Annotated in this window: 28 protein-coding genes; all 28 read right to left on the reverse strand. The window is 47.3% G+C overall.

Annotated features, from left to right (window positions below; all coding sequences use genetic code 11):
* Positions 1-6: 6 nt before the first annotated feature.
* The 28 genes from ccsB to C7R92_RS14865 all read right to left on the reverse strand — a co-directional run bounded on the left by ccsB (position 7) and on the right by C7R92_RS14865 (position 26,867).
* Entirely contained in the window at positions 7-1,236 is a 1,230-nt protein-coding gene (gene ccsB, locus C7R92_RS14730) for a c-type cytochrome biogenesis protein CcsB (RefSeq protein ID WP_106834779.1), read from the reverse strand.
* 24 nt (positions 1,237-1,260) lie between these two features.
* A complete protein-coding gene (gene resB / locus C7R92_RS14735) occupies positions 1,261-2,895 on the reverse strand; it encodes a cytochrome c biogenesis protein ResB (RefSeq protein ID WP_106834780.1) in 1,635 nt (544 codons plus the stop codon).
* Between the two features lie 13 nt (positions 2,896-2,908).
* Positions 2,909-3,433 (reverse strand): thiol-disulfide oxidoreductase ResA, encoded by a 525-nt coding sequence (gene resA / locus C7R92_RS14740; RefSeq protein ID WP_069844668.1) that lies wholly within the window; start codon positions 3,431-3,433, stop codon positions 2,909-2,911.
* A 108-nt stretch (positions 3,434-3,541) separates the two neighbouring features.
* Positions 3,542-4,291: a pseudouridine synthase gene (locus C7R92_RS14745; protein WP_106834781.1), complete on the reverse strand. Its 750-nt coding sequence runs from the start codon at positions 4,289-4,291 to the stop codon at positions 3,542-3,544.
* 115 nt (positions 4,292-4,406) lie between these two features.
* Positions 4,407-4,940, reverse strand: coding sequence for a spore maturation protein (locus C7R92_RS14750; RefSeq protein WP_007724050.1), 534 nt, complete (start codon positions 4,938-4,940; stop codon positions 4,407-4,409).
* Positions 4,941-4,951: 11 nt separating this feature from the next.
* Positions 4,952-5,542, reverse strand: coding sequence for a nucleoside recognition domain-containing protein (locus C7R92_RS14755; protein WP_017248068.1), 591 nt, complete (start codon positions 5,540-5,542; stop codon positions 4,952-4,954).
* Positions 5,535-6,701 carry a D-alanyl-D-alanine carboxypeptidase family protein gene (locus C7R92_RS14760; protein WP_106834782.1) on the reverse strand — a complete coding sequence of 389 codons (1,167 nt, stop codon included), beginning with the start codon at positions 6,699-6,701 and terminating at the stop codon, positions 5,535-5,537. The genes C7R92_RS14755 and C7R92_RS14760 overlap by 8 nt, the downstream gene beginning before the upstream one ends.
* 144 nt (positions 6,702-6,845) lie before the next feature.
* A complete protein-coding gene (gene scpB / locus C7R92_RS14765) occupies positions 6,846-7,430 on the reverse strand; it encodes an SMC-Scp complex subunit ScpB (RefSeq protein WP_017248066.1) in 585 nt (194 codons plus the stop codon).
* On the reverse strand, positions 7,420-8,184 hold the full coding sequence (locus tag C7R92_RS14770) for a segregation/condensation protein A (protein WP_069844664.1): 765 nt from the start codon (positions 8,182-8,184) through the stop codon (positions 7,420-7,422). Before C7R92_RS14770 ends, scpB begins: the two co-directional genes overlap by 11 nt.
* A gap of 19 nt (positions 8,185-8,203) precedes the next feature.
* The gene (locus tag C7R92_RS14775; RefSeq protein ID WP_017248064.1) at positions 8,204-8,872 is read right to left on the reverse strand and encodes a site-2 protease family protein; all 669 of its coding nucleotides are present in this window, start codon (positions 8,870-8,872) and stop codon (positions 8,204-8,206) included.
* A 180-nt stretch (positions 8,873-9,052) separates the two neighbouring features.
* Complete coding sequence (locus C7R92_RS14780) at positions 9,053-9,484, reverse strand: peptidylprolyl isomerase (RefSeq protein ID WP_106834783.1); 432 nt, start codon at positions 9,482-9,484, stop codon at positions 9,053-9,055.
* A 67-nt stretch (positions 9,485-9,551) separates the two neighbouring features.
* Entirely contained in the window at positions 9,552-11,825 is a 2,274-nt protein-coding gene (locus C7R92_RS14785) for a GGDEF domain-containing protein (RefSeq protein ID WP_106834784.1), read from the reverse strand.
* 124 nt (positions 11,826-11,949) lie between these two features.
* Positions 11,950-13,272: a diaminopimelate decarboxylase gene (gene lysA, locus C7R92_RS14790; protein ID WP_069844661.1), complete on the reverse strand. Its 1,323-nt coding sequence runs from the start codon at positions 13,270-13,272 to the stop codon at positions 11,950-11,952.
* Between the two features lie 179 nt (positions 13,273-13,451).
* Positions 13,452-14,921: a spore germination protein gene (locus C7R92_RS14795; protein WP_106834785.1), complete on the reverse strand. Its 1,470-nt coding sequence runs from the start codon at positions 14,919-14,921 to the stop codon at positions 13,452-13,454.
* A complete protein-coding gene (spoVAEA, locus tag C7R92_RS14800; RefSeq protein ID WP_106834786.1) occupies positions 14,875-15,489 on the reverse strand; it encodes a stage V sporulation protein SpoVABEA in 615 nt (204 codons plus the stop codon). Before spoVAEA ends, C7R92_RS14795 begins: the two co-directional genes overlap by 47 nt.
* Before the next feature lie 29 nt (positions 15,490-15,518).
* Complete coding sequence (gene spoVAE, locus C7R92_RS14805; protein WP_007724093.1) at positions 15,519-15,869, reverse strand: stage V sporulation protein AE; 351 nt, start codon at positions 15,867-15,869, stop codon at positions 15,519-15,521.
* Positions 15,869-16,894: a stage V sporulation protein AD gene (gene spoVAD, locus C7R92_RS14810; protein WP_106834787.1), complete on the reverse strand. Its 1,026-nt coding sequence runs from the start codon at positions 16,892-16,894 to the stop codon at positions 15,869-15,871. Before spoVAD ends, spoVAE begins: the two co-directional genes overlap by 1 nt.
* Positions 16,895-16,907: 13 nt before the next feature.
* Complete coding sequence (spoVAC, locus tag C7R92_RS14815; protein ID WP_106834788.1) at positions 16,908-17,393, reverse strand: stage V sporulation protein AC; 486 nt, start codon at positions 17,391-17,393, stop codon at positions 16,908-16,910.
* 81 nt (positions 17,394-17,474) lie between these two features.
* The gene (locus C7R92_RS14820) at positions 17,475-17,894 is read right to left on the reverse strand and encodes a stage V sporulation protein AB (protein WP_106834789.1); all 420 of its coding nucleotides are present in this window, start codon (positions 17,892-17,894) and stop codon (positions 17,475-17,477) included.
* Positions 17,891-18,505 (reverse strand): stage V sporulation protein AA, encoded by a 615-nt coding sequence (locus C7R92_RS14825; RefSeq protein ID WP_106834790.1) that lies wholly within the window; start codon positions 18,503-18,505, stop codon positions 17,891-17,893. Before C7R92_RS14825 ends, C7R92_RS14820 begins: the two co-directional genes overlap by 4 nt.
* 166 nt (positions 18,506-18,671) lie before the next feature.
* Positions 18,672-19,427, reverse strand: coding sequence for an RNA polymerase sporulation sigma factor SigF (gene sigF / locus C7R92_RS14830; protein WP_007724105.1), 756 nt, complete (start codon positions 19,425-19,427; stop codon positions 18,672-18,674).
* A gap of 11 nt (positions 19,428-19,438) precedes the next feature.
* Positions 19,439-19,888 (reverse strand): anti-sigma F factor, encoded by a 450-nt coding sequence (gene spoIIAB / locus C7R92_RS14835; protein WP_007724107.1) that lies wholly within the window; start codon positions 19,886-19,888, stop codon positions 19,439-19,441.
* Positions 19,888-20,238, reverse strand: a complete 351-nt coding sequence (gene spoIIAA / locus C7R92_RS14840) for an anti-sigma F factor antagonist (RefSeq protein ID WP_007724108.1) — start codon at positions 20,236-20,238, stop codon at positions 19,888-19,890. The genes spoIIAB and spoIIAA overlap by 1 nt, the downstream gene beginning before the upstream one ends.
* A gap of 147 nt (positions 20,239-20,385) precedes the next feature.
* Positions 20,386-21,570 (reverse strand): D-alanyl-D-alanine carboxypeptidase family protein, encoded by a 1,185-nt coding sequence (locus tag C7R92_RS14845; protein ID WP_017248053.1) that lies wholly within the window; start codon positions 21,568-21,570, stop codon positions 20,386-20,388.
* Between the two features lie 143 nt (positions 21,571-21,713).
* Entirely contained in the window at positions 21,714-23,786 is a 2,073-nt protein-coding gene (locus C7R92_RS14850) for a methyl-accepting chemotaxis protein (protein WP_106834791.1), read from the reverse strand.
* Between the two features lie 179 nt (positions 23,787-23,965).
* A complete protein-coding gene (locus C7R92_RS14855; protein ID WP_026043036.1) occupies positions 23,966-24,925 on the reverse strand; it encodes an ABC transporter ATP-binding protein in 960 nt (319 codons plus the stop codon).
* Positions 24,926-24,945: 20 nt separating this feature from the next.
* Entirely contained in the window at positions 24,946-25,935 is a 990-nt protein-coding gene (locus tag C7R92_RS14860) for an ABC transporter ATP-binding protein (RefSeq protein WP_069844656.1), read from the reverse strand.
* 14 nt (positions 25,936-25,949) lie between these two features.
* The gene (locus C7R92_RS14865) at positions 25,950-26,867 is read right to left on the reverse strand and encodes an ABC transporter permease (protein WP_106834792.1); all 918 of its coding nucleotides are present in this window, start codon (positions 26,865-26,867) and stop codon (positions 25,950-25,952) included.

Below are 26,867 nucleotides of genomic sequence, written 5' to 3' on the forward strand. Positions count from 1 at the left end.
GAAATTTTACACCCCAGCGTAGGAGTGTAAACCAGCAATGACCAAGTTGACCACGACCAGTGTAATCAAAATAATGACAAACCCGATGACGGACATCCATGCTGATTTTGCACCGATCCATCCTCTGGATAGACGCAAGTGCAAGTAGGCACTGTAGAAGAGCCAGACAATTAATGCCCAAACTTCCTTCGGGTCCCAGCCCCAGAATCGTCCCCATGCCTCTTCTGCCCAAATCATGGCAAAGATAAGGGCCCCGAGGGTAAACACCGGATATCCGATACTGATTGCTCGATAACTGATCTCGTCTAGAAGTTCAGGATCGACACTCTCAACGGAAGGCTTGATAGCAGCCCCCAATCGTTTTCGGAAAATCAAACGCAATCCGCCATACAGAATTCCCCCTGTAAGGACTGACCACAGCATCGTGTTCAATTTACGTGCAGCGTCTTTTCCTTCCATCCAGGTAGGTGCCTCAAAGAGTGGTGAAATTGGACCTTCCTTGATGATGGTTGAATCAGCAGGTGCAACAATTGCAGGCAGAATGTACTCCACTTTCGGTTTTACCATCTGTCCTGCTGCATTCATTTCTTCTTTCTTCATCTCAAATACCGTCTTTTGATCCATCCGAGCAAAAGAAGAATCCATCAAAATGAAACCAACGAGCATCAAGACCACAGCTAGCACGATCTCCAACCATTTCGTACTTTTCGTCGAAATATGCTGCGGAACGGTACGGATCAAATACATCAGACCCGCTGCAAAACCAACTGCCAAAATCCCTTCACCCAGTGCAGCAGTCGTCACGTGAATATGCAGCCAGTAGCTCTGCAAAGACGGAATCAATGGAGTGATTTCCTTCGGGAACACGTACGAGTACGCGAGCATGATAACCCCAAGCGGAAGGACGAACGCTCCAATCGAGGTCAGCTTGTAGATCCGGTAAATAATTAAGTAGGCCAGGATAATACAGTAATCCAAGAATGCCATAAACTCAAACATGTTACTCGTCGGGCTATGGCCGCCGGCAATCCAGCGAGCCATCACATACCCTGTTTGCGCCACAAAACCGATAACGGCTAACCAATACGCAATCCGTCCATAGCGCTCCTCATGTTGTTTGGGATCCCGCCCTGCCCAGTTTTTACCCGTCACGGCTACAGCGAAGACGATAGACGAGATGACGTAGAGCAGAAACGCGACATCCAGTAACCAGTCACTCAGTTGAATGAGCTGCACGTTGTTTGTACCCCCTTTGAAGCTTTAGGCCTTGGCCTTCGTTTTATCTTCTATCGTGACAGGGAGCTCCGCTTGTTTAACCAGCCCATCTACTTCTCGGCGAAGACCGAACCAGTTTTTATTCGTGTGAGCTGCTACCATGATACTTCCCTCTTGCGTCTGTACCCAAACCCGACGATGTTGCCAGAACATACCGATTGCAACGCCCGCAAGGAAAATGAATGAACCGAAATAAATCAGTGGCAATGCTTTGTCCACCCGTACATTCAGCCCTGCAATATCGATTAAATCAGGCATTTTGATTTCGAGTCCGTAACGCGGATCATTTTTCTGTGTAAGAATGGTTCCTTCTAGATAAACCAGTTTTTCGTTATAATTGCCATTCTCTCCAATGAGTTCCAATGCCACCATCGGATTTTTAGGCAAATTGGTTTTCGTTGCCGGCTTCCCGTCTTTTCCCATTATAAAATCGGGGAAGTAATCCAAAATCCGTACTGTGAACCCATCCGCAATGGTTTGCTCGGGCTGTGGATTGTACAGATCAATTTTGATAAGGCCGATCTCTTTTTTGTTGTTTTTCAAATCGACCACTGTAAAATTGAGCGCTCCAAGCTGCATCTCTTGCACGCCGCTCTGATAAATGTAGAGGCTGTCCTGCTCCATCGGATGATTCACGACGATCGGCCCCTTCTGTACTTCTACCAAATCTGGCTTTTTCCCTGGAACGTCAGCGCTTTTATTTTCATACAAAATGGCCTCTGTCTTGTAGCTCTTCACGATGGCTCCGCCCTTAAGCTCCAGTTGCTCCGGCATTTCTTCTTCCGACCAATACTCTGTCGTGTAGTTCTCGTTTTTTATGTAGTAAGGGGTATTCGGAATCGCCATTGTTTGTCCCTCACGCACCCAGACGTACTCGTCCAAGTAAAAGCCAGGCAGGCTTCGCATCAGGGTACCGACCAAAAACAAGATCAGTCCAATGTGATTAATGTAAGGACCCCAACGGCTAAAACGGCCTTTTTCAGCCATAATCGCTCGTTCCGTACGGAAAATGCGGTATCCTTTTTCTTTCAAGGCCAGAGCGGAGGCGTCCAGTATCGCTTCCTGATTGTCTTCTGGAGCAAGCTCACCCTCTGCAAACAGCTTTTGCCCTTTCAAAAAGGACTTGTGCTGGTTCAATCTTGGCTTCTTTAACGCTTTATACAGTGGTACTACGCGGTCCAAACTACAGATAACCAAAGACGTACCGAGCATAACCAGAAGCGTCACAAACCACCAGGACGAATACATATTGTGAAATCCAAGGCCGTAGAAAATCGTTCCCAGTGTTCCATATGTTTCCGTATAAAAACGGGCAACATCTGCTTCAGTCGGTACGGGAACCGGTATGTACATTTGTTGCGGAAAGATGGTTCCGACTGCGGACGCCACCAAAATGACAATAATGATACCGATTGCAATTTTGACCGAAGAAAAAAAGTTCCAGATTCGATCGATTACCTTCGTCTTATTCGTTTGAGAACGTCTTGCCATTCCTTCATAACGCATGTCAGGAAACGATGTCTGCTCGTGGATTTCCACATTCAAAGGCTTCCCGCAAGACTCACAGAGCAGCGTCCCAACCGGGTTGGTATGACCGCATTCGCATTTTCTCTGATCCATCGTTGCTCCTCACTTACGGCAAGATTTTTGTTATTTTCGACTCAATCATCGCTTCATCTAACTGCCCGATAAAGATTTCTTGCACTTCTCCATCTGGGTCGATGAAAAAGGTCGTTGGAATCGGACCGATTCGATACAGCTTGGTAATTTGCGATTGGCGATCGAGCAAAATAGGGAAGTCAATCCCGAACTGCTTCACGAATGGTTCTACGGCAACTGGCGATTCTCCGATATTGACTCCGACTACAACCAATCCCTTGTCTTTAAACTTCGTGTATTGCTGTTGCAATGCCGGCATTTCTTTCTTACAGGGTTCACACCACGTGCCCCAGAAATTGAGGATAACGCCCTTTCCTTTCAAACTTTCCAGAGTCAGCTCTGGTCCATTCAGTTGCTCCAAACTAAAATTCGGAGCATCGCTTCCTACTTTCACAGCACCGGGGTCCTTCACAAAGCTGGAATAGAGTGCAAAGACCAGCGCTACAAGCAAAACACCCAATACCGCGATCCTGACATATGTACGATTGCTTTTGTTCATGACGCCATACTCCCATCTACTGCTAATAAATTGCATCCTTTTCCCATTCTATTATAGCGTTCCTAGTTTTTCCGACAGCGCACAACTTATGAACAGATTTTGAACGAATCAATGTTTCGACCGCGGGCTGCGTTTCTTTTGAACCAATCCCCGCTTCAAGCTCTCCACTTCCTCATGAGTGAGTTTGCGAAATTCACCCGGCTTTAGTCCATCTAATGTGAGAAAGCCTAAACGGATTCGCTCCAATGTCAACACCGGATGACCGATCGCCTCACACATTCTACGTACTTGACGGTTTCGTCCTTCATGGATGGTCAGTTCTACCAATGCCCTTTGGCTGCTAGACTCTGTCTTCAACAATTTGGACTGACCAGGAGAAGTCATGCCGTCTTCCAAACGAATGCCGGTTGCTAGCTTGCTCACTTTGTCCTGACTAGGGATTCCCTTCACCCATGCCCGATACACTTTATCGATTTCATAGCTTGGATGTGCTAACCTGTTGGCTAGCTCCCCGTCGTTTGTCAAGAGCAGCAAGCCAGAAGTATCGTAATCCAAGCGACCTACTGGATATACCCTTTCTTTAATTCCCTTCAACAGATCGATCACTACCCGTCTGCCGCGCGGGTCTGTGACGCTCGTAATGACACCAGTAGGCTTGTACAGCAAGAGATAGACATGTTGCTCCAGCCTAACCTGCTGTCCATTCACCACAATTTTATCTTTGAGCGGATCGACTTTTATTCCCTGCTCTCGTACGACTTGGCCATTTACCTGCACCTTGCCTTGCGCAATCAATTCTTCACAATGGCGACGAGAGGCGACTCCAGCATGCGCCAATACTTTCTGTAAACGTTCCATCGTTGGTTCACCTCTACAACATCATACCCATTCTTACTAGTGTGGACAAGAAAAAGGGAAAAACTTCCCCATATCCATGAGGAAGTTTTCACTACCTACGCTATTTGAACTCTTTTTAAGCGAATATGTAGGAGACAATGAGCAGCGAGAAGATGACACCAGCCAGGTCCGACCACAAGCCTACCTTTAGCGCATAAGCAGAATTGCGAATGCCAACTGCGCCAAAGTAAACGGTTAGGACATACAGTGTCGTATCTGTGCTCCCTTGCATGGTAGCTGCCAGTCTGCCTAAAAAAGAATCGGGACCATACTGCGCGATCAGATCTGTTGCAATCGCAAGTGAGCCTGTTCCCGTCAACGGACGGAGCAATGCCAACGGGACCAGTTCTTCCGGAAAATGCAACAGGTCAAGAAGCGGTTTGAGTGCGCGAAGCAGTAGATCCAATGCTCCTGACTCCCGAAACATACTTACCGCGACCATCATGGCAATCAGATGTGGGAGTATGCGAATCGTAGTGGTTAAGCCCCCTTTTGCTCCATCTACAAATGTCTCGTAGACGGGGACTTGTTTCCGCCACCCATACAACAAGACAAAGGCAATCGTAACGGGAATGGCCCAAAGAGAGAGCAGGGATACCCATTGGTACATAAGGACTCCCCCTATCTGTGTCTTCGTATATGCCGATAACGATACATGCGATCAATCAACAGGGCGACAATGGTGGCAGCAAAGGAAGATAACAGCGTAGTGCCTACGATTTCTACCGGATTCACGGAGCCATACTGCATGCGAATCGCGATCATCGTCGTCGGAATAATCGTAATGCTCGCCGTATTAATCGCCAGCAACGTACACATGGCAGGCGAAGCGTTTTGCTTGTCTGGATTTAGCTTTTGGAGCTCTTCCATGGCTTTCAGCCCCATTGGAGTTGCTGCATTACCCAGCCCGAGTAGGTTTGCACTCATATTTGAGAGGATATATCCCATAGCAGGATGCCCTTTTGGTACATCGGGAAAAAGGGCTTGGATGATCGGTGACAATACCCGCGCCAATAGCTCAAGGAGTCCTGACTTTTCAGCAATCCGCATCATTCCCATCCAAAAGGCGAGAACACTGAGAAGACCGAGACTAACGGTTACTCCCGTTTTGGCTCCCTCAAACGCTGCTGCGTTGATCGCTTCCATCCGCCCTGTCATGGCCGCAACGACAATGCTAATGACAATAAGCCCGAGCCAAATGACATTAAGCACTCCACAGCCCCCCTGACACTATGTCCCAAAATGGCTGCCACATTGAGCGTGCCTGCGGAGCTGCGAAAGTCGGCGCATCCACACTAACCAGCAACGGAACCTGTCCAATCATCTTCTCCTTTAAATAGAGTTGAAGAAACCCTGCCAGTTGGCCATTCATCTTCGGTGTAACCGTTGATTCGGCCATAACGACACGCTTGTGAATCCCCTCTGCCTCTGCCGTTTGCAACGGATATTGAAAAGCGTTTGTTGTGACAAGATGAGTTCCTGCTTCAAGTGTGACTGGTGTGTCAGGCTTTACCTCCTGCCCTTTCTTGACCAGCTCTTCTAGCGGATAATTCGCAAAGCCCCAGTCCATCAGCTTGGCGGAGTCGTTCCAGTCATCAGAAGCATTCAGAGTAATCGTCGCCAGCTGCCTTCCATCCCGTGTGGCAGAGGAAGCTAGGCAACGCTTCGCGAGTTTTGTGTATCCCGTTTTCACACCATCAGCACCGTTGTATAGGTGAAGCATCTTGTTTTTGTTGAGTAGACGCCGGTCCCACTGTTCGCCTTCCCATGAAATATCCTTGACTTTCGTAGAAACGATTTGACGAAACACCGGATTATGTAAGGCGTAGGCGGACAGCTTTGCCATATCTTCCGCAGTGGAGTAATGCTGGTTACTGTCATCTAACCCATGCGGATTGGTGAAATTCGTATGCTCCATTCCAATCATCGCAGCTTTTTCATTCATCAAGTAAGTGAATCCAGGCACTGACCCTCCGATGTGCGTTGCAATGGTGACGGCTGCGTCATTACCAGATCGCAGCATCAAACCGTACAGCAGTTCTTCGAGCGTGAGCTTTTCTCCATTTTTCAAGTAGATCGATGAGCCCTCCACGCCTACTGCTTGTGGGGGGACTGTTACCTGTGCATCCAATTTGCCCATCTCGATCGCTACGATTGCTGTCATTGTTTTGGTCAGACTCGCAATCCTCATTTTTTTCGTACCGTTTTTGGAATAAAGAATCCGTCCACTCTCTACATCGACTAGTGCTGCACCTTCAGCTGACAAGCTAGGTGGAGCTGCTGCAGCTTTTACCATAGCTGCCGGAGTAAGAGCCATCTGTATAAAAAGAAAAACGACGAGTACGCCGGACAGATATTTTCGTATGCTCATAAAAGTCCTCCCCATTTGAAAACTTGGGCTCAACCTTGACAATTAGGCAAGAGAAAAGCCATCGTTATACCACGATACACAGGTTTGTACCATAGTATATGGGGACGAGTCGTATGATAGTACGAAAAACTGTCCGGGCTGTAACTAGTCGTTTGTCGGTTCTTCTGATTTTCCGAATAGCGCTGATGCTTCCAGTCGCGCTTCTTCGATATCTAGATTGACAGGCGGTTCTGGCAAATCCCCCAGTTCCCTTAATCCAAAGTGCTCTAAAAATTCTTTGGTGGTCGCGTACAAAATGGGGCGTCCGATCCCCTCTGCTCTCCCCGCTTCGCGAATGAGATGTTTGGATAAGAGGGTGTTCAGTGCTTTTTCGCATTTCACGCCACGGATTTCTTCAATCTCCGAGCGGGTCAGGGGCTGCTTGTACGCAACAATGGCGAGAGTCTCCAATGCTGCTTGGGATAGCGTTGACTGACCCGGCGATGTTGCTAGCCGTTCAAAATAGGGCACATGCTCGGGTAGAGTGGTCAGCTGATACGCTTTTGCCACTTCCACGATTTGAATACCGCGTCCTGCCCGGCGGAAGTCAGCTTTCATGTCTTCGATCAAGTCGATGACCTCTTCTTCCGACACCTCAGTGATTTCACTGATTTCTTTGGCATCGATTCCTTCATCACCCGAGATGAACAGCAAGCCCTCGATTACGCCTTTCAGCTTGTCATAGTCCATCGGTATGGGCTCCTTCCGTTCCGTTTTCACATATGATGATGTCTTGGAACAATTGATTTTGTACACACGTAATGTGCTTAGCCTTCATGAGCTCAAGCAAGGCGAGAAAGGTAGTTACAATCTCTGTGCGCGTCGCACCTTGGGAAAACAACTCAGAAAAGCGAACCATCCCACCGCTACGTACCGCTTGGCGTATCTCCGTCATCCGATCCTTGATGGAGATTTCGTCGCGCGACACCCTGGTCATCGGTTCTTTTTCTTTCGATTTCTTCACCAGCTTTTCCAGCGCGTTGATCAAATCGTAGAGGGTCACATTCGTTACGGTATGATCCTCTTCACGTGCATAAGGAGACAAATTCTCTGCGGGACGCGTAAAAACTTGATTACGACCGATCTCCATTTCTCGCAAGTTCCCGGCGAGCATCTTATAACGCTTGTACTCCAACAGACGCGCAACCAGCTCTTCACGCGGGTCTATCTCGTCTACATCCATATCGAGGAACTGCTGAAAGACATGCTCCTCCTTTTTGGGTAACAGCATCTTGCTTTTAATAGAGAGGAGCGTAGCCGCCATGACTACGAACTCACTGGCCACATCCAGTTGGAGCTCTTGCATCTTGTCAATCGTCGCGAGGTATTGCTCCGTAATTTCCGCTATCGGTATGTCGTAGATGTCCACCTCTGCCTTGTCGATCAGATGGAGCAACAGATCGAGTGGTCCCTCAAAAGAATCAAGTTTGATGCTGTAAGCCAAAAGACGTCCCTCGTTTCCGTTAGATGAACACGCTTAAGATACTATTTCCAATTTGTTGAACCCATGCTAGTGCAATCCCATGGGGAATACCAAAAATGATTGTGCTAACCCCCGGAATAAAGATCAGTAATAGGAGAATCCACGGCCCGTAGACTTCATAATTGTAAAACTTTCCATCCCAACTCCGTGGAGACAAAAATCGCAGTATTTTGTAGCCGTCCAATGGCGGAATCGGCAAAAGGTTGAAGATAAAAAGGGCTGTATTGATCAATACAGAAAATCTTAGTGTCAGATCAATTGCATAAGCCACTTTTTCTTGCATTCCTACTAGTACTCCGGAATTAATTACTACGAAATACACCATGTAAAACAATACCGCGAGTATCAGGTTAATTAATGGACCTGCAAATGAAACGTAAACAATCCCTAATCGTTTGTTCCCACGGAAATGCAGAGGGTTGATCGGCACTGGTCTCGCCCAACCAAATGGACCAAACAGAATGAGAATCAAACCAAACGGATCAATATGCGGGATTGGATTTAATGTTAAGCGGCCCTCCGATTTCGCCGTATTGTCACCCAGCTTCCAAGCGACAAAGGCATGTGCCCATTCATGCAAAGTGAAAGCGATAACGAACGCAATCAAACGAAACGGTACCGTTTTCCAATCAAAATGAAAAAGATCCATTGCTTCCTCCAATCATGCGAGTTCAAAAAGTCATCTTTTTGAACAACCCCAGATAAAAATCGTCTATCTTCTAGCATACCAGCAGATAGATAGGCTTACAACCCCATTCCAGCTTGACCCAGCATACATCCTGACGAAAAAACACCGACAAGGTTTCCCTCATCGGTGTTCATGAAACTTTTATTCGCCTACTTTTACTGTACCCATTTTATCGCCTTGTTTGATTGCATCAACGTGTTCCATACCGTTAGTGACGCGACCAAATACTGTATGTACGCCATCGAGGTGAGGGAAAGCATCATACAAGATGAAGAATTGGCTTCCACCTGTGTCTTTTCCTGCGTGTGCCATGGACAGGTATCCGCGCAGATGCTTGTGTGGGTTTCCTTTTGTTTCACATTTGATTGTGTAACCTGGACCGCCTGTACCTGTTCCGTAAGGGCAACCGCCTTGTGCTACGAAGCCAGGGATAACGCGGTGGAAGGACAGACCGTTGTAGAAGCCTTCGTTAATCAATTTTTCAAAGTTTGCTACTGTTCCCGGAGCTTCTTGATCGAACAGCTCCAGCTCGATTTGGTTACCATTTTCCATGGTGATGAGCGCCTTTTTCATATGTTGACCTCCATACCTTGTAAAGTTAACGTACCCATTCTACCATGGAGATCGATTGACGTCCAATTTATCCCTCGATGCGGATCTGCTCTTCGCCAGGCAACTCACAGTCGGTAATAAAAACAGTTCCTGCCTTCGCCTTTGCCACCATTTTCACGTACGCTGCCTTCTCTGCAACTTGTTTCGCACTGGTGTACTTCCCTGCATAGAGGACGACACCTGCCATCGACATCGAGAGCTCCTGACCGTCCCCCATTCTGCGCTTTTCATAAATGTCCGAAAAATACGGCGTAAAAGCATCCATGATAAACAAGACGACATCATTCGCACATTGTGCTGTCGTAATCAGGATAAAATCATCTCCACCAATATGCCCAATGAAGTCAGACCCGCTTCCGTACCATTTCGAGGCTTCCCGCAACAAGTTCGCGGTTCGAACGATAATCTGATCCCCCACTTCAAACCCGTAGCGGTCGTTAAACCATTTGAAACGGTCGAGATCACAATAGATGACCACCTGATGATCATTCCGTTTCAGCCGTTGATTCAATTCCCTTTCAATCTGCACATTCCCCGGCAATCCAGTCAGCGGATTGGCAGAGCTCGCCATCTCGAGTTTAATGGAAGCCATTTTGTCCAACAGCTTCTGCACGGTAACGATACCGATGTACTCGCCATTCTCATCAATAATAATGACCACATCATACAAATGATAAGCATCTCTGGCCATCGCACGCTTCGCTACCTCATCCAACTTGTCGTCTTTGGTAGCTTTGAGCGGGTTCGTATTCATGATTTGAGAAACGGATCTTTCATAATACAGCGCGATTCCGTATTGACCACCGAGAATTTGATATAGGGAAAACCGCATGACAAGTCCAACCGGTATTCCGTTCTCTAGCACTACCACGCTTTCAATCCGCTGATTTTGTTCGAAAATCTCATGGATGCGTCTTACTTTCACGTGTTTTTCAACACTGATTGTCTTCGCCAAGATTTCCGTCATAGCCGGTGTCGGCAGCACTGGTTCCGCTTCTTGCTCAATCCGCTTTTCCATCGTAAACCGCAGAAAGTTCATAGCCGTTCCACATAGCTGCGCCATCCCTTTGTCCGGCTTGCCTAAATAGTAACCCTGTCCATAGATGACGCCGACGTCCATGAGCGTTTCCAGCTCACGCTCCGTCTCGATCCCTTCTGCTATGATTTTGCAGTTTACCTTGTCAGCAAAGGATACAAACGTCTCCAACAACGCCTGCTTAATCGGATCGACATCAATATTGCGGATCAATGACATATCAAGCTTAATAAAGTCTGGGTAAATTTCTGTAATCGATTCCAAGCTGGAATACCCTGCACCCGCATCATCTACAGCAATCATATAGCCCTGCTTGCGGTATTCCTCGATGATTTTTCGAAAAGCAGCGTAATTCGTAATCGCGTGGCGCTCTGTAATTTCAAAAACAATGTTTTGTGGCGTCAGCTCATACTCTGCCAAAAGCATCTGCACTTTGCCACGCAACAGAAACGGATCATCAATCGCCCGTGGGTCCAAATTGATGAACAATTTTTCATGCGGTTTCAGGTAGCGTATATGCTCCAATGCCCGCTTGCGACATATATGCTCCAAACGAAACACCGTATCCGTCTCTTGCGCATAATTAAACAAAGCAGTAGGAGTTGCAAAGAGGCTGTTGACCGGCCCTCGCGCCAATGCCTCCCATCCTAAAGCTTCGCCATTTGGCAAATGAATGATCGGCATGAAGTGCATCTGAACATTTTCTTCTGCAAGCAGCTTGTGAAATTGTCTGATGTGCGTATATTTTTCGGAGGTAATCCCATATTTGGCCATATGAACAGCATGTTTGACAGAGGTATACATCTCTTTCACAATATCTTCTCCAATGATTTCCGCATAGCCGATATGGACACGAAGCTCCTCACGATTAACGAAGCTCACTTGTCGATTTAACTGTCGTTCAGCCAACTCCTGAAAATGAATCGAGAGCATTTGACAGTCTTCCTCACTCATCATTTTCGAAAAGGAAGTGTAGATCGCAAAATCATCGCCCCACAGCTTTTGAATCGCGATGATTCTCCCTTTGATTTCAAATGCTTGACGAGCTACAGCCGGCAAAATGCTTTCAAATATATGAAGAACTCTCTTGGCACTCGTATCGCCGTAGCGATGCTCTACCTCTGTCAGCTTGACGATATCTATATAAAACAGGACGACTTTCTTCTCTCTCTCCACCTCTTGCCGAATCATCGCCTTCATCCATTGGCGTTTGTCCAATGAAATATAGGGTATTCGTCGAAACCGCTTCATAAGAGTCGACAACATGATGAATCGCTCCCCCTCACCCTTCCATTATGCCGAGCAAACATTAAGCAATCATGAATGGGAGATGAAGGAAATACAAAACCTTCCCAAACGATCGGGAAGGTTTGTGCATTTTTTATGAAGTTTAGCGCATAAGCTGCGCGCGTTTTGGCAAAACATCGTGACCAACTACTTCTGCGTACGTTTCGCGTCGTACGACCACTTCTGCTTCTCCGTCCTTTACAAATACAACAGCAGGACGAGCGATTCGGTTGTAGTTGTTCGCCATCGAATATCCATATGCACCTGTGCTTGGGACTGCGAGAATATCGCCCGCCTGCGCTTCTGGCAGCCTTACATCCCAGATAAGCATATCACCTGACTCACAGCACTTCCCTGCAATGGAAACCATCTCGGTAGCAGGTGCATTCATTTTGTTCGCAATCGCTGCTTCATATTCTGCATCGTATAAAGCTGGTCGCAGATTGTCTGTCATGCCACCATCGACCGCAATATATTTTCGGACATTTGGAATGTTCTTTTGCGATCCAATTCGGTACAAGGTTGTCCCTGCATCCCCTACAATACTCCGACCTGGCTCGATCCAGATCTCAGGTAGAGGAATCGCAAGCGCTGTGAGCTCTTGGCGAACGATATCTGTAATGGCTTTGATATACGTGTCCGCTGGCTGTGGTGTATCGCCTTCTACATACCGAATACCGAAGCCGCCTCCTACATTCAGTACTTCTGGAAGGAATCCAAGCTTTCCTTTTGCTTCGCCCAACAGTTCTGTCAATCGTTTGACAGCGACGAGGAAGCCTTCTGTTTCAAAAATTTGTGAACCAATATGGCTATGAACTCCTAATAAATGGAGATGATTGCTTTCGTGAGAGAATTGAATCGCCTCAAGAGCCTGACCGTTTTGCACGTCAAAGCCAAACTTGGAGTCGATCTGTCCTGTAGAAATGTATTCATGCGTATGAGCTTCTACACCCGGTGTGACACGCAAGAGAACGGAGACTTTTTCGTTCCGCTCTTCGGCCAATTGCGCCAAGATGTGCAACTCATAAAAGTTGTCCACAACGAAACAGCCAATTTTGGCCTCTAGTGCCATGATTAACTCATCACGAGATTTGTTGTTGCCATGAAAATGGATGCGTTCTACGGGGAATCCAGCTTGCAGAGCCGTATACAATTCGCCGCCAGATACTACATCGAGTGACAAGCCTTCCTCTTCAACCAACTTGCACATCGCCATCGTGCAAAAAGCTTTGCTCGCGTAAGCAACCTGGAAGGAAAAACCCGTATTGTGAAACGCATTGACAAAATCCCGGCATTTGGTGCGAATTTGTTGTTCGTCATACACATATAAAGGTGTTCCGTAAGTAGCAGCTAACTGTGTCGTATCACAGCCTCCGATTTCCAAGTTTCCTTGTTCATTCACTCGACTTGTCCCGTGTAAGTACATGTTTCGTTTCCTCCCCAATTCATTCGCACCGATGATGTATATAGACAACCTGTTATAGAGAAAGGCAACCAACGAGGAGCGTCAGTTGCCATACAGAAACTTTTGTTCGTAAGGCTTCCCTACAATTTACTACAAGGTTGTGCGTTTGACAATGGGTGAAGTCAACCGTTTTCAGAATATTATTGCCGAGAGGAATTTTGCGCGCGAACGATACTCGGCCTGTTGTTTTTCCTTGGCACAGCCAGCCGTACCACAATATCCTTCATCCCTTTGTAGTTGAATGGAATGAACGGCCATAAGTAAGGTGTATTGAGCGAACGGGAGGAAGCCAAGAAAATCAGAATGATCGTAAGTCCGATCATCAGTCCCGGTGTAGAGAAAAAGCCCACCATGAGAATGAGAAACAAACGAATCAGTCGATTGGCCAAGCTCAACTCATAACTGGGAGTTGCATACATCCCGATTGCCGCCACTGCCAGATACAAGATAACCTCGGGTGCGAGGAGTCCTACCTTTATCGCCACATCCCCGACCAGAATCGCGGCCAATAAACCTACGGCAATCGAGAGGGGCGCTGGCGTATGAATGGCGGCCATCCGCATCAAATCCAGTCCAACCTCAGCGATCACGAATTGTGCCAAAATAGGAATGCTCCCCATCTTTTTGATCCCCAGGAAGTGAAGTGGCTCCGGTATCATGGAAGGGTGCATGACCAAAAGCAACCAGATCGGCAAAACAAAAACAGAAGCAAAGATTCCCAAAAAGCGAACCCAGCGCAGATAAGCACCGATTACCGGTGTTTGTCGATACTCCTCCGCATGCTGTACATGATGAAAATAAGTGGCGGGTGTGATCATAACACTCGGCGAAGTATCCACATAAATCAGTACGTGACCTTCCAATAGATGTACAGCAGCCACATCGGGTCGCTCTGTATACCGTACTAACGGAAAAGGGTTCAAAGACTTTCCAATGATAAATTCTTCGACGGTTTTTTCTGCCATCGGTATCCCGTCAATCTGGATGTTTTGTAGACGCTCCTTTAACGTATGGACCAGCTCTTCATTCGCTACATCATGCAAGTAGGCGACGGCAACATCTGTCTTGGTCCGCTCCCCAATCTGCATGATTTCGAAGCGGAGCCGTTCGTCACGAATCCTTCTACGCGTAAGAGCTGTATTGGTTACGAGCACTTCTGTAAAGCCGTCATGCGCTCCGCGGACGATTCTCTCCGTATCTGGCTCCTGCGGTGTGCGATTCGGCAAGATTTTCGCATCGAGGATAATGGCGTGAGGAGATCGGTCGATAATAAGCCCTACCTGACCGACGAGCAATTTATCCATAAATTCGTCTGTCGTTTCCACTTTGCTGAGCTGGAAGAAAGGGATGAACTTATGAAACAACTGGTCGAAAGCGTTATCAGCCATATCCCGTTCACGCACATCGTTCAGCTCACGCATGACCTGCGAAATCAGTAAGCTTTCTGCGAAGCCATTTATGTAATACAACAACATTCGTGTATGACCCACATAAAAATCATGGACCCCAATATCAAAGCTCTTACCAACACCGAGTCTGTCGTTCAAATACCTCTGATTCTCTTCAAGATAAGTTGAGATGGGATGCCGTTTTTCCGTTACCTGTGCCATGAGCGCCGCTCCTTTCCATTATCCATTGCACCGCTCTCGTTGTGATGGGACAACCGTTTTGCAAACTATCCCTACCTTCCATTTTGCCTATATCTCCAATGCCGATGACATTTGGTACATGCAGGGAATTCAAGATGTCTACGGTATCTCCATAAATATGATGCTGAAGTTGCTCGTCTGCGTACCCATCCTTGTCCACCGCTTCATCTACAATTTGTCCTTGGTTGTTTACAGAATAAGCGACTGTCGCACCCTTGACCCAGTGTGTATTCGAGGCTACTGCAATTGCACCGATTACTTCGATATCAGGATGCTTCACCACGTATTCGAGTGCTCGTTCCCCTCTACCCTTGCCGTAATCTCCGTTGTCATCGAACATGACGATGACAGGATCATACGGTGTCATTTTAATGAGTTCGACCATCTGATTGCCTCGTAATGGAGTCGGATTCCCGGCAGACAGTGATATACATCGCCCCCCAAATTGCTTGGCGACATTCTCGATAACTTTTTGGGCAATATGATCTCCATCTGTCACCAATATGACTTTCCGGCGTACTGTGTCCATGCTGGGTCACCGCCTTTTACTGCCTGGACTTACCCTTTGGGTTTAAAGATGAGTGAGGCAAAAAATCCAAATGCAATCGCGGCCGATATACCCGCACTCGTGACCTCAAAAATCCCCGTTGCCACACCGATCAACCCATGTTGTTCGGCCTCGCTGATGGCTCCGTGATACAAAGAATGACCGAAGCTCGTAATCGGTACAGTCGCTCCTGCGCCTGCGAAATCAATAAACTTGTCATACACGCCGATGAAATCGAGAAAAACTCCTGCCACGACCAGCGTACTCATGACATGAGCAGGCGTTAGCTTGCCAACATCCAGAAGGAGTTGACCCACTACACAAACCAATCCCCCTACGACAAAAGCAATCAGGTACTCCATCATTTTCCTCCCTCAAGTGCAACCGCATGGGCGATGCACGGTATCGAATTGCCCTGCTGAGTGCTTACTGGGCTTAATAGTGCTCCCGTGGCGCAGACCAACACGTTTTTCAGTAACCCACGGTTGAGCTGATCCAATATGTAGCTATAAGTGACTACTGCACTGCTGGCACAACCGCTCCCGCCTGCAAATACATCCTGATCGGGGGAGTATATCATCAATCCGCAATCATTGTAGACTTGATCCATGTCGTATCCTTCTGTCAGCATGAGCTCCTTTAAAATCGGATACCCGACAGCTGCCAGGTCACCAGTCACGATCAAATCATAGGACTGTGGAGAGCGCCCCGTATCTTGAAAATGCGTCTGAATCGTCGAAGCAGCTGCTGGCGCCATGGCCGTCCCCATATCAAACGGGTCTTTAATCCCCATGTCCACTACTTTCCCCATCGTCGCATACGTAATGCGCGGACCCTTTCCCCCTATCCCGACCAATCCCGCGCCAGCTCCTGTCACTGTCCACTGAGCGCTAGGCGGCTTCTGGCCTCCGTATTCCGTAGGATAACGATACTGCCTTTCTGCTGTGGCATTGTGGCTACTGCAAGCAGCAATCGCCTTGTTTGCATAGCCTGCGTTTACCAAAGCCGCCGCATTTGCCAGTGTAAGCATTGAGGTAGAACAAGCGCCGTACATGCCCAAAAGCGGAATCGTCAACTTTTCTGCTGTAAAGTTGGTGGTGATGTTTTGATTCAACAGATCACCCGCAAGAATGATATCCACATCCTTGCCCGTGATCCCCGCCTTTTGCAACAAGGTGTTGACTGCATCCTCCATCAACTGGCGTTCGGCGTCTTCCCACGTTTGTTGACCTGCATACATATCGTCGTGGATCTTATCAAACAAGTGCGCCAGCGGCCCTTCTCCTTCTTTTGGTCCCACAGCAACTGCCGAGCTTTGCAGGCGAACATTTTGATCGAAGTGCCAGGTTTGCCGATTGACTCGTTTCACAGGTGGATTGTTTGACACTGACAGCCCTCCCTTAGAAAAACATGTTGATCAGGCTCTTTAATATTCCTGCAATGAAAGCAGCAACAACCCCAAAAACAATGACCGAACCAGCGAGTTTAAACATATTTCCCCCAACGCCAAGCACAAATCCTTCGCTCCGATGTTCAATGGCAGCAGAAGCGATCGAGTTGGCAAAGCCTGTAACAGGCACGGCTGATCCGGCTCCACCATACTGCCCGATATTGTCATACACACCCAAACCTGTCAGCAAAACGGATAAAAAGATGAGTGTCGCAACGGTCGGATTGCTTGCCGTTTTCTCCGTAAATCCGAAGAAGGTAATATACATATTTTGAATGGCCTGACCCAACAAACATATGGTTCCTCCTACCCAGAAAGCTCGAAACGAGTTAAGCAGAACATTTCGTTTGGGCTGGAACTTGGAAGCCTGCTGTTGATACAGTTGTTTGGTCATCTGCATCGATCCGGGGTTTTTGGATTTTGTTTTGGTTGCCATGCCCTTTCACTCCCTTTGTAAGCTTTCTTCCTATATCCTTCCTTTTTCTAAAGATGCCTATGAATAGTGGTATTTACCATTTCACAGATGGAGCAACCATTGCAATAAGGAACCTGTCACTTTCCCCAGCACCACTGCCATCAACAGAAAAAGAAGACTGCCGTCCATGTGGATTCGCTTTGCTAATATCGGAAAGACGTTCAGTACCTCAGTTAAGCCTGCGGCGAGTGTCCCCACAAATATCCCTGCAAAGATCCCGTAAAGCGAAGAAACGATAACAGGCAATTGAACACCCCAATGAAAAAAATCAATAAACGTAAAAAAAAGCGCTCCGGCCACCAGAGCCCATTCCAGCAAGCGGATATACCGATGAGCATTCGTTAATTGTGTCAACCTCGGAATGATGTCCAGAACGGTAATAAACGCGACCAGCCCGCTCCCTACTGCAAGCCCTCCACCCAGCCCGATCAAAATAAGCAACAAGCACTTGATGACGCTCATTTCTTCGTCCGTTGGTTTTCCTTGTTTTCATTTTGTATGTAGTATTGATCCAGGCTTTGCTGATACATAAACAATTCCACTTCAAGCGGACTAGGTTCCTCGTTGATTTTTTTCTGAAAGATATGATTGAAAAACAGAATCATCCCCAAGCCGATTCCGATAGAGTATGGGATTTGCATCCACAAAGGCTGATGGCTTTTTTCACCTGTAATCAAATAGTAGATTCGTTCGTGAACCTGCATCATGCTGACATCCGTATGGAAATTCATGATCGCCAATCCTGAGCCAATGAACAACAGAAGCCACACCAATGCCACTAAAATCGGATTCGATTTCTTACGTGGATTGAGTACTTCCACAATGATTTGGGGTGCACCCTGGACGTCCAGTTCCACGTCAGGATAGACAGAACGCAATCTTTTAATCACCTGCATAATATCGATAATGATCAAGTTGCCATCCGTTGGCTTCGTCTGGTAAATGGGCATCCGCTTTAACGCTTCCTCGCGCTCTCCATCCCAGTAAAGCTGGCAAATGTCCCCAAGCGTAATCATAGCTTGTGGCTGTGTGGCCAATCGCTTTCTCAGGCGCAGAAACAACGCGTCATTCATGGTACCTTCCCCTTCCATCACATACCTGATTATTCGCTAGTATGTGCCGCGCCACAAAACCCATGCAAATAAACGGAAATGATCGTTCTGTTTAATGAAAACTATCGAGATGTTTTTCACAAAACAAAACACCCCAGCCACGTAGTGACCGGAGTGTTTGCATCTGTTAATGCTCAATTTGCTCTTTGATCGTTTGCAAAATGCGCTTCTCGAGGCGCGATACTTGTACTTGCGAGATTCCCAGCCTCTCCGCTACTTCTGACTGCGTCTGATCCTTGTAGTAGCGCAGGTAGACAATGAGTTGTTCCCGCTCGCTCAATCGACTGATCGCATCCTTGAGCGCAATTTTTTCAAACCATTTGTTGACCCCTTCATCCGCAATCTGATCGATCAAAGTAATGGGGTCCCCGTCATTTTCAAAAACCGTTTCATGGATGGAAGAAGGTGCCCGATTCGCTTCTTGCGCAAACACGACTTCTTCTGGCGTAATCCCCACCGCGTCCGCAACCTCAGCAATCGTGGGTGCGCGACCGAATTGCTTGTACAGTTCATCCTTTGTTCGTCGTACCTTATTGGCTGTTTCTTTGAGTGATCGACTTACCTTGACTGTACCGTCATCACGTAAGAAGCGTTGAATTTCTCCGATAATCATCGGCACAGCATAGGTTGAGAATCGAACATCATAGGAGAGATCAAACTTGTCTACGGCTTTCAAAAGGCCAATACAACCGATCTGAAACAAATCATCCGCTTCGTATCCACGGTTGATAAAGCGCTGGACGACGGACCAGACCAGCCGAATATTGCTGTTGACTAAAAGCTCTCGTGCCTCAGTGTCGCCAGCTTGGCTTTTGGCGATTAGCTCTTTTACTTGGTCATTGGTCAGAAATGGTTGACTCGCGTTTTTGATATCGGCACCCATAGGCACTACCCCTAATTTTGCAAGGCTTTGGCAAACGCTAGGCGTTTGGTGAGGCGCACGGTTGTTCCCTTACCCACAACCGTTGCCACTTCCAAAGAATCCATGAAATTCTCCATAATCGTAAAGCCCATCCCAGAGCGCTCAAGCTCCGGTTTCGTCGTATAGAGTGGCTGCATAGCTTGCTCCACATCCTCTATTCCACGTCCATTGTCTTCTACAATCAGATCAATACTGTCCTCTTGAATTCGCACAGAGATCTGTACCACACCCTCTGGATTTTCGTCATAACCATGAATAATGGCATTGGTAACCGCCTCGGATATAACGGTTTTGATTTCTTCCAGCTCGTCCATCGTAATATCGAGTTGAGAAATGAAGGCTGCGACTGCTACACGTGCGAATGCTTCATTTTGGCTCAATGCTGCAAACGACACTGACATAAAGTTACGTTGTACCATCATTACGCCACCCCCAGAACATGCAAAGCATCCGCTTCGTTTTCGCGAAACTTGATCACCTTGAATAACCCGGACATCTCAAATATTCGATAGATCGTAGGATTGATCGAGCAGACATACATTTCTCCAGATCGGGCAGAAATCTGCTTGTATCTTCCCAAAATAACCCCGATACCAGAGCTGTCCATAAACGTCAAATCAGCCAGACTCAGCACAATATGGCGTATAGTAGAGGTACGCAAAAGATCATCCGCCTTCTTGCGCAACTCCTCTGCCGTATGATGATCCAGCTCACCCTGCAAACGGATCACCAGCACATCCTGCCGTGTCTCCATCGCGACTCGTAAACTCATAGCTGACACACTCCTTCTCCCTTGATAGAAACTCTCTTTCTTCCTCGGCGAAACCAATTCCTGCCAGCCGACAAAAGAACAAAAAAATCGAGCAGCCGCGCCATTCCATTCGGGGCAACTCGATTCTTTTCGCGCTCATGCTGTCTGTCAGTAGCTAATCAAAACGCTCTTGGTGGTTCGCTTGAGAATCTCCCACATGTTGGCTTTATCTACCTGATCTTCTGGGAACAGATCGATTCGGTTTACTTCCTTGCCATCTTTCGTTCGGATGAAAATGTGGCCAATTACTTGGTCTTTTGCTATAGGTGCGTGAACAGCCTCATTGATGACAATTTCCTTCTGGAAGGTATCGGCCGATTCTCCTTTTTTCATCAACAAACTAACCGCATGTGGTGTCACCGCATTGATTTGCGGTTTCTGACCTTTATCTACAACGAGTGCGCGCACAGCTTCTCCCTTTTTGTACATCGGCATCACCTGAAAGTGTGTGAATGCGTAATTGAACATGGTCGAAACCTCATTGTTACGCGTTTTTACATCAGGCTCACCCATGACGACTGCAATGACACGCATGTTGTTGCGTTTAGCAGTCGCTGTTAAACAGTATTTCGCTTCGCCTGTGTACCCTGTTTTCAATCCGTCCACCCCTTCATAAAAACGCACCAGCTTGTTCGTATTCACAAGCCAGAAGGGGCTCTCTGTATCTTTCCGCAAATAGTCTTGATACGTACCGGTGAACTTCGTGATGCCATCGTGCTTTAAGAGCTCACGTGACATGATCGCAATATCTGCTGCCGAAGAGAAGTGATTCGCGGCTGGAAGTCCATTGGAGTTGACAAAATGCGTATTTTTCATACCGAGCTGCTGTGCTCGTTCATTCATTCGCGCGACAAAACTCTCTTCTGTCCCAGCCAAGTGCTCAGCCATCGCTACAGAGGCATCATTCCCAGAAGCAATCGCAATCCCTTTCAACATGTCCTCTACCGTCATTTCTTCACCGGGCTGTAGAAAAATTTGCGATCCGCCCATTGATGCTGCTCTTTCACTTGTTCGAACCTTATCGGTAAGCTTAAGCTCTCCCCGCTCCACCGCTTCCATGATCAAAAGCATGGTCATAACTTTGGTGATACTGGCGGGTGGCATTTTTTCATTGGCGTTCTTTTCATACAAGACTGTTCCCGTATCCGCTTCAATCATCACTGCGGATGAAGCTAGTGGGGCAAAATGATTGTCACCCTTTTGCTGTCCAGCCTTTTCTTTGGCAACAGCCATCGGAGAAAAGATGGTAAAGCACATAACGAAGCATAGAGCGAGGTATCCATTCCGTTTCATAGCAGTCTCTTCCCTCCATTCATGGTTTTATTCTCACCATCATGAAAGGAAAATATTCACACAAAAACGGCAAGATTATCTTCTCGACAGTCATCCGGTTACACAAAAAAATCCCTTCCACTACTCGCAGAAGGGACACTTTCTTAAATGACGAATCGGCTCACATTTTGAGTTAACTCGTCCGCCATTTTTTTCAATTGTTCTACGTTTTCATTAATGCGTGCAATCGAATTCAATTGTTCATCCACTGTCTCTACCACACCTGAGATGGAATCACTAATTTCATCCGACATGGTGGCGAGACGCTGCATGGAGTTCGTCACAACCTGATTACCTGCGGCCATCTCTTCCGAGGTCGCCGTCATCGATTCGCTTTGCTCTGCGGCCGATTGAATCTCTGCCACGATATTTTGGAAAGCAGTACCGACAGACTCTACAGACTGCAAGCCTCCACTCACCATGGTAACGATCTCGTCCATATGCTTGCTCATATCCATTGCCTCATCATTGATCGAATGGGCAATAGCAGCAATACGCTCAGAGAAGGAGCTGCTTTCCTCTGCGAGTTTGCGAACCTCGCTGGCTACAACCGAGAAGCCTCGTCCAGCATCTCCAGCACGGGCAGCTTCAATGGCTGCATTCAGCGCCAACAAATTCGTCTGCGATGCAATACTCGTAATCATTTCGACGATACTCGTAATTTCACGAGCACGATCACGAAGATTGTGCATTTGCCCAGCAGTACGTTCTACCTCACTAGTGGCACGTCTTACCGTATTGATTACGTTCCCCACTAATTCCATTCCGCCTTGCGCTCTCTCAAACGTACGGGTCGTAGCAACCGATGTTGATTCGGCAGCCACAGCCACCTGTTCAACGCCTTCCGATATTTCCGAGACGGTATTGGCCGTCGCTTGCACTTCGTTTGTCTGCGTAGAAACGCGTTGGGCAATCGTTGAAATATTATCCGTAATGACGTTAATGGCTCCTTTGTTCTCTTGCGCAAATAGAGTCAGCTCATCTGTCGCTACGTTCAGTTGTGTAGCTTGTCCCTGTACAAGGGCAATCAGCTTGCGAAGTTCAGCCGCCATCTCATTCATTTTGCGCCCAACCATAGCCAGCTCGTCATTGCCGTTTACTTTTACGTTGATATTAAAATGTCCGGCGCCGATTTGATCCATATCTCGGGCTATCGCGAACAAGGAAAGTCGAATCCGCTTCGCAAACCACCAGATCGCCCAAACCGAGAGTCCGATGATCGGCAAGCTGAAGAGCACGAAGTATAGCCACATTCCGTCCACCTCACCATACACCTCGTCGGTTCCCGTGGACAAAACTACATTCCATTTCAACATCGGTATTGGTGCAAAAGCTGCAAATGAATCAATACCATGATCCGAGTACAATAAGCTATTGCTTGTCTCATACTGCATCAGGGCAAGCATCTCTTCATAATCTTTGTCACCAGCTAGCACGAGCTTGTTGTTGTTATTCGGATTTTGATGAGCTACAACCAAACCATCTTGTCGAACGACAAATGCGTAGCCATTCTCCATGAAAGAGATCTCAGGAATTTTTTGAATCATTTGGTCAATCGTAAACCCAACAACGAACAATCGGCTCGTATCATCTGTCTTTTCCCCTATGGGTGTCGCAATATAAAGAAAACTCTTGTTGCTGCCTTCAACGATTTCTTCATCAGAAATGACCAAGGATTTCGTAGTTAGTGCTCTTTGGAAGTATTGCTTTTGCTTGAAGTCAATCTCATTTGTCCCGGTCAAGGAATACAGGGATTTCCCGGTAGCCGTGTCGATCAAATAGATTCGGGATACTTCTTTATGTGCCTGGCGCAATAGAGTAAACTGCTCCATGATAAGCGGCTGTAGCTCTGTCATCATCACACGTTTGGTTGCCGCCGATTTCGTGGAGTTCACAATTGCTTTTATGTCATCTTCTATGCTATTTGCATGCTGGTCAGCCAGCATTTTCGCCTGGTTAGAGGTAATGCTGAACAGCGTTGATTTCGAGAAGGAAAGGGCTATGTATTGCAAAGAACCGATAATAATAAGTACAAGAATTAGGCCAAACACAATCATCTTTGTAGCAAGAGAGCCTTTTAGCTTTTCCGTTGCTACTTGGCTAGTCAAATTTACTTTTTTTAAGAGATTCGAAATTCCCTCCTTCTTTTTCCATCGTGGCGACAAAAATTTACTCATGCTACTTGCCCCCTTTATCGCTACTACAATTTTCCAGTGCAAGAACTCCGAAAAAATACCCCTGAAAAAACTGCCTCTGGGAACAATACCCATTTTTTTCAGAGGTAAAACCTCCCTTATGAAGGGAAACGAGTTCCGGGCTGCACGAGTAGCCTCGGAACTCGTTATTTGTAGTTGATTTAGTTATACAAATGACAAGCTGCGAAATGTCCTGGCTCTACTTCTTTCCATACAGGTGCGGATGCAGCGCATTCCGGCATTGCTTTCGGGCAACGGGTACGGAAATGGCAACCGCTTGGTGGATTCATTGGGCTAGGTACATCGCCTTGCAATACAATGCGCTCGCGGTTACGCTCAACTTCTGGGTCTGGAATCGGAATCGCAGACAACAGCGCTTGCGTATACGGGTGGAGCGGCTTTTCATACAAAGCATCGCTTTCTGCCAGCTCAACCATTTTACCCAGGTACATAACCGCTACACGGTCGGAAATGTATTTTACCATGGACAAGTCATGGGCAATGAACATGTAGGTCAAGCCCATTTTTTCTTGAAGCTGTTCGAGCAAGTTTACAACCTGTGCTTGTACGGATACGTCCAAAGCAGAGATTGGCTCGTCACAAACGATGAATTTTGGCTCTACTGCCAATGCACGGGCAATTCCGATACGTTGGCGCTGTCCGCCTGAAAACTCATGTGGAAAGCGGTTCATGTGCTCAGGATTCAAGCTCACCAAGGAAAGGAGCTCCTGGATGCGTTCTTTGCGCTTTTGACCAGTCGCCAGGCCATGAATATCCAGCGCCTCGCCAATGATATCCCCAACTGTCATACGCGGATTCAAGGATGCGTAAGGGTCTTGGAAAATCATTTGCATGTTGCGGCGCATCGCCTTCATTTCCTGCTGGTTCAAATTCATGATGCTCTTACCTTCAAACAGGACGTCCCCTTCAGTCGCATCATACAGTCTCAAGATGGTACGACCGGCAGTGGACTTTCCACAGCCTGACTCTCCTACTACGCCCAATGTTTCTCCACGTTTGATCTCAAACGAGATATCATTCACAGCTTTCAGAGTATTATCGCCAATAGAAAAGAACTTTTTTAGATTACGTACTTCAATTAAATTTTCACGTTTATCCACTGATATCCCTCCTTCTACGTTCATGCACGGTTCTGAGCAAGCGGATGCTGAAGCCAACAAGCTGCTCGCTGAGTCGTGCTGACGTCGTTCAGCTCAGGATCGATCTCTTGGCACACACGCATCGCTGATTCGCAACGCGCAGTGAATCCACAGCCAACTGGCGGACGCAGAAGGTCTGGCGGCGTACCAAAAATCGGTGTCAGTGGCTCGTCACGGTTCAAGTCAAGACGTGGTACCGAGCGAAGCAAGCCTTTGGTGTAAGGATGTTGCGGATTGTAGAAAATATCGTCAACTGTTCCTGTCTCGATCACTTTTCCTGCGTACATAACGATGACGCGTTCACACATCTCAGCAACAACACCAAGGTCATGCGTGATCAAGATAATGGAAGTGCCTGTTTTCTTTTGCAATTCTTTCATCAGGTCCAAAATTTGCGCCTGAATCGTTACGTCCAAAGCTGTCGTCGGTTCATCCGCGATCAACAGCTTCGGCGAACAGGCGAGAGCGATCGCGATCATCGCACGTTGACGCATACCGCCAGAGAACTCGTGTGGATATTGCTCCACACGTTTCTCAGGTTGCGGAATACCAACCATGGTCAACAGCTCAATGGCACGATCACGTGCTGCAGCTTTCGACATGTTTTGGTGCTTGATCAAGCCCTCGGTAATTTGGCTACCGATGGTCATGGTTGGGTTCAAGGAAGTCATTGGATCTTGGAAGATCATCCCGATATCTTTACCGCGGATCGATTCCATTTCTTTTTTCGACTTCTTGACGATATCCTCACCATTGAAGAGAATTTGCCCTTTTTTAATTTCACCTGGAGGCATCGGAATCAGCTTCATGAGGGTTTGAGCGGTTACGGATTTACCGCAACCGGACTCCCCTACAATCGCTACAGCCTCTCCGCGGTTGACGTGAAAATTCACACCGCGGACTGCTTTTACTTCACCTGCATACGTATGGAAGGATACATGCAGGTCTTTTACATCAAGAATGCGTTCCATTACGACGATCCCTCCTATTTACGCAGGCGTGGGTCTACTGCATCGCGCAGACCGTCACCGAACAAGTTAAATGCCAAGATGGTCATGGAAATAAAGATTGCCGGGAATGTCAAACGCCATGGATAGTACTTCATGGCCGGCAAGCCCTCATTGGACATCGTTCCCCACGATGCAATTGGTGCCGAAACCCCTAACCCGATAAAGGACAAGAAAGATTCTGCGAAAATCGCGGAAGGTACAGTCAAGCTCAATGTAACGATGATTGGACCCAAAGCATTAGGAATCAAGTGTTTGAAGATCAGACGGTTGGCGTCAGCACCAAGGGAGCGTGCTGCCAGTACAAACTCTTGGTTCTTCAATTGAAGGATCTGACCACGCACAATCCGGGCCATACCGATCCATCCCGTTATCGTCAAGGCAAGAATAATCGTTCCAACACCAGGCTCTAAAACAACCATCAACAAAATAACAACCAGCAGGTAAGGAATCGCAAACAAGATATCTGCGAAACGCATCATCATTTCATCTACTCTTCCACCATAGAAACCTGCGAGACCACCCCAGATCACACCAATGATCAAGTCAATGAACGCTGCGGCAAGACCTACTTGCAGAGAGATACGTGCACCGTACCAAATACGCTCAAATACGTCACGACCTAGGTCATCTGTGCCAAACCAGTGTTCAGCAGACGGCTTTTTGTTCTTGCCAGCCAGATCCGTCGTAAAATAATCTTGTGGAGTTAGCCATGGGACCACAATGGCACATACGATCAACGCAGCAATGAAGATCATAGAAATCATTGCGACTTTATTCATTCTCAAACGACGCCAAACGTCAGACCAGAAAGAGAGACTTGGGCGCTTGATTGCTTCCGCTTGACGAAGGTCAACGGAAATTGGCTCAAAATGTTCTTTAGTCAAGTTTTGCAC

It is taken from the genome of Brevibacillus porteri, assembly GCF_003013475.1.
GTDB classification, from domain to species: domain Bacteria; phylum Bacillota; class Bacilli; order Brevibacillales; family Brevibacillaceae; genus Brevibacillus; species Brevibacillus porteri.

Coding starts and splice junctions, on each gene's coding strand:
- C7R92_RS14780 (WP_106834783.1), bottom strand. CDS start 9,484: ATGAAAAAGGCGCTCATCACCATGGAAAATGGTAACCAAATCGAGCTG.
- C7R92_RS14795 (WP_106834785.1), bottom strand. CDS start 14,921: ATGGCACAGGTAACGGAAAAACGGCATCCCATCTCAACTTATCTTGAA.
- C7R92_RS14760 (WP_106834782.1), bottom strand. CDS start 6,701: ATGAGCATACGAAAATATCTGTCCGGCGTACTCGTCGTTTTTCTTTTT.
- sigF (WP_007724105.1), bottom strand. CDS start 19,427: ATGGGTGCCGATATCAAAAACGCGAGTCAACCATTTCTGACCAATGAC.
- C7R92_RS14745 (WP_106834781.1), bottom strand. CDS start 4,291: ATGGAACGTTTACAGAAAGTATTGGCGCATGCTGGAGTCGCCTCTCGT.
- spoIIAA (WP_007724108.1), bottom strand. CDS start 20,238: ATGAGTTTACGAGTCGCGATGGAGACACGGCAGGATGTGCTGGTGATC.
- spoIIAB (WP_007724107.1), bottom strand. CDS start 19,888: ATGATGGTACAACGTAACTTTATGTCAGTGTCGTTTGCAGCATTGAGC.
- C7R92_RS14750 (WP_007724050.1), bottom strand. CDS start 4,940: ATGTACCAATGGGTATCCCTGCTCTCTCTTTGGGCCATTCCCGTTACG.
- C7R92_RS14775 (WP_017248064.1), bottom strand. CDS start 8,872: ATGGATCTTTTTCATTTTGATTGGAAAACGGTACCGTTTCGTTTGATT.
- scpB (WP_017248066.1), bottom strand. CDS start 7,430: ATGGACTATGACAAGCTGAAAGGCGTAATCGAGGGCTTGCTGTTCATC.
- spoVAEA (WP_106834786.1), bottom strand. CDS start 15,489: ATGGACACAGTACGCCGGAAAGTCATATTGGTGACAGATGGAGATCAT.
- resB (WP_106834780.1), bottom strand. CDS start 2,895: ATGGATCAGAGAAAATGCGAATGCGGTCATACCAACCCGGTTGGGACG.
- lysA (WP_069844661.1), bottom strand. CDS start 13,272: ATGTACTTACACGGGACAAGTCGAGTGAATGAACAAGGAAACTTGGAA.
- C7R92_RS14845 (WP_017248053.1), bottom strand. CDS start 21,570: ATGAAACGGAATGGATACCTCGCTCTATGCTTCGTTATGTGCTTTACC.
- resA (WP_069844668.1), bottom strand. CDS start 3,433: ATGAACAAAAGCAATCGTACATATGTCAGGATCGCGGTATTGGGTGTT.
- C7R92_RS14785 (WP_106834784.1), bottom strand. CDS start 11,825: ATGTTGTCGACTCTTATGAAGCGGTTTCGACGAATACCCTATATTTCA.
- spoVAC (WP_106834788.1), bottom strand. CDS start 17,393: ATGGCAACCAAAACAAAATCCAAAAACCCCGGATCGATGCAGATGACC.
- spoVAE (WP_007724093.1), bottom strand. CDS start 15,869: ATGGAGTACCTGATTGCTTTTGTCGTAGGGGGATTGGTTTGTGTAGTG.
- C7R92_RS14825 (WP_106834790.1), bottom strand. CDS start 18,505: ATGAATGACGCGTTGTTTCTGCGCCTGAGAAAGCGATTGGCCACACAG.
- C7R92_RS14860 (WP_069844656.1), bottom strand. CDS start 25,935: ATGGAACGCATTCTTGATGTAAAAGACCTGCATGTATCCTTCCATACG.
- C7R92_RS14850 (WP_106834791.1), bottom strand. CDS start 23,786: ATGAGTAAATTTTTGTCGCCACGATGGAAAAAGAAGGAGGGAATTTCG.
- C7R92_RS14820 (WP_106834789.1), bottom strand. CDS start 17,894: ATGAGCGTCATCAAGTGCTTGTTGCTTATTTTGATCGGGCTGGGTGGA.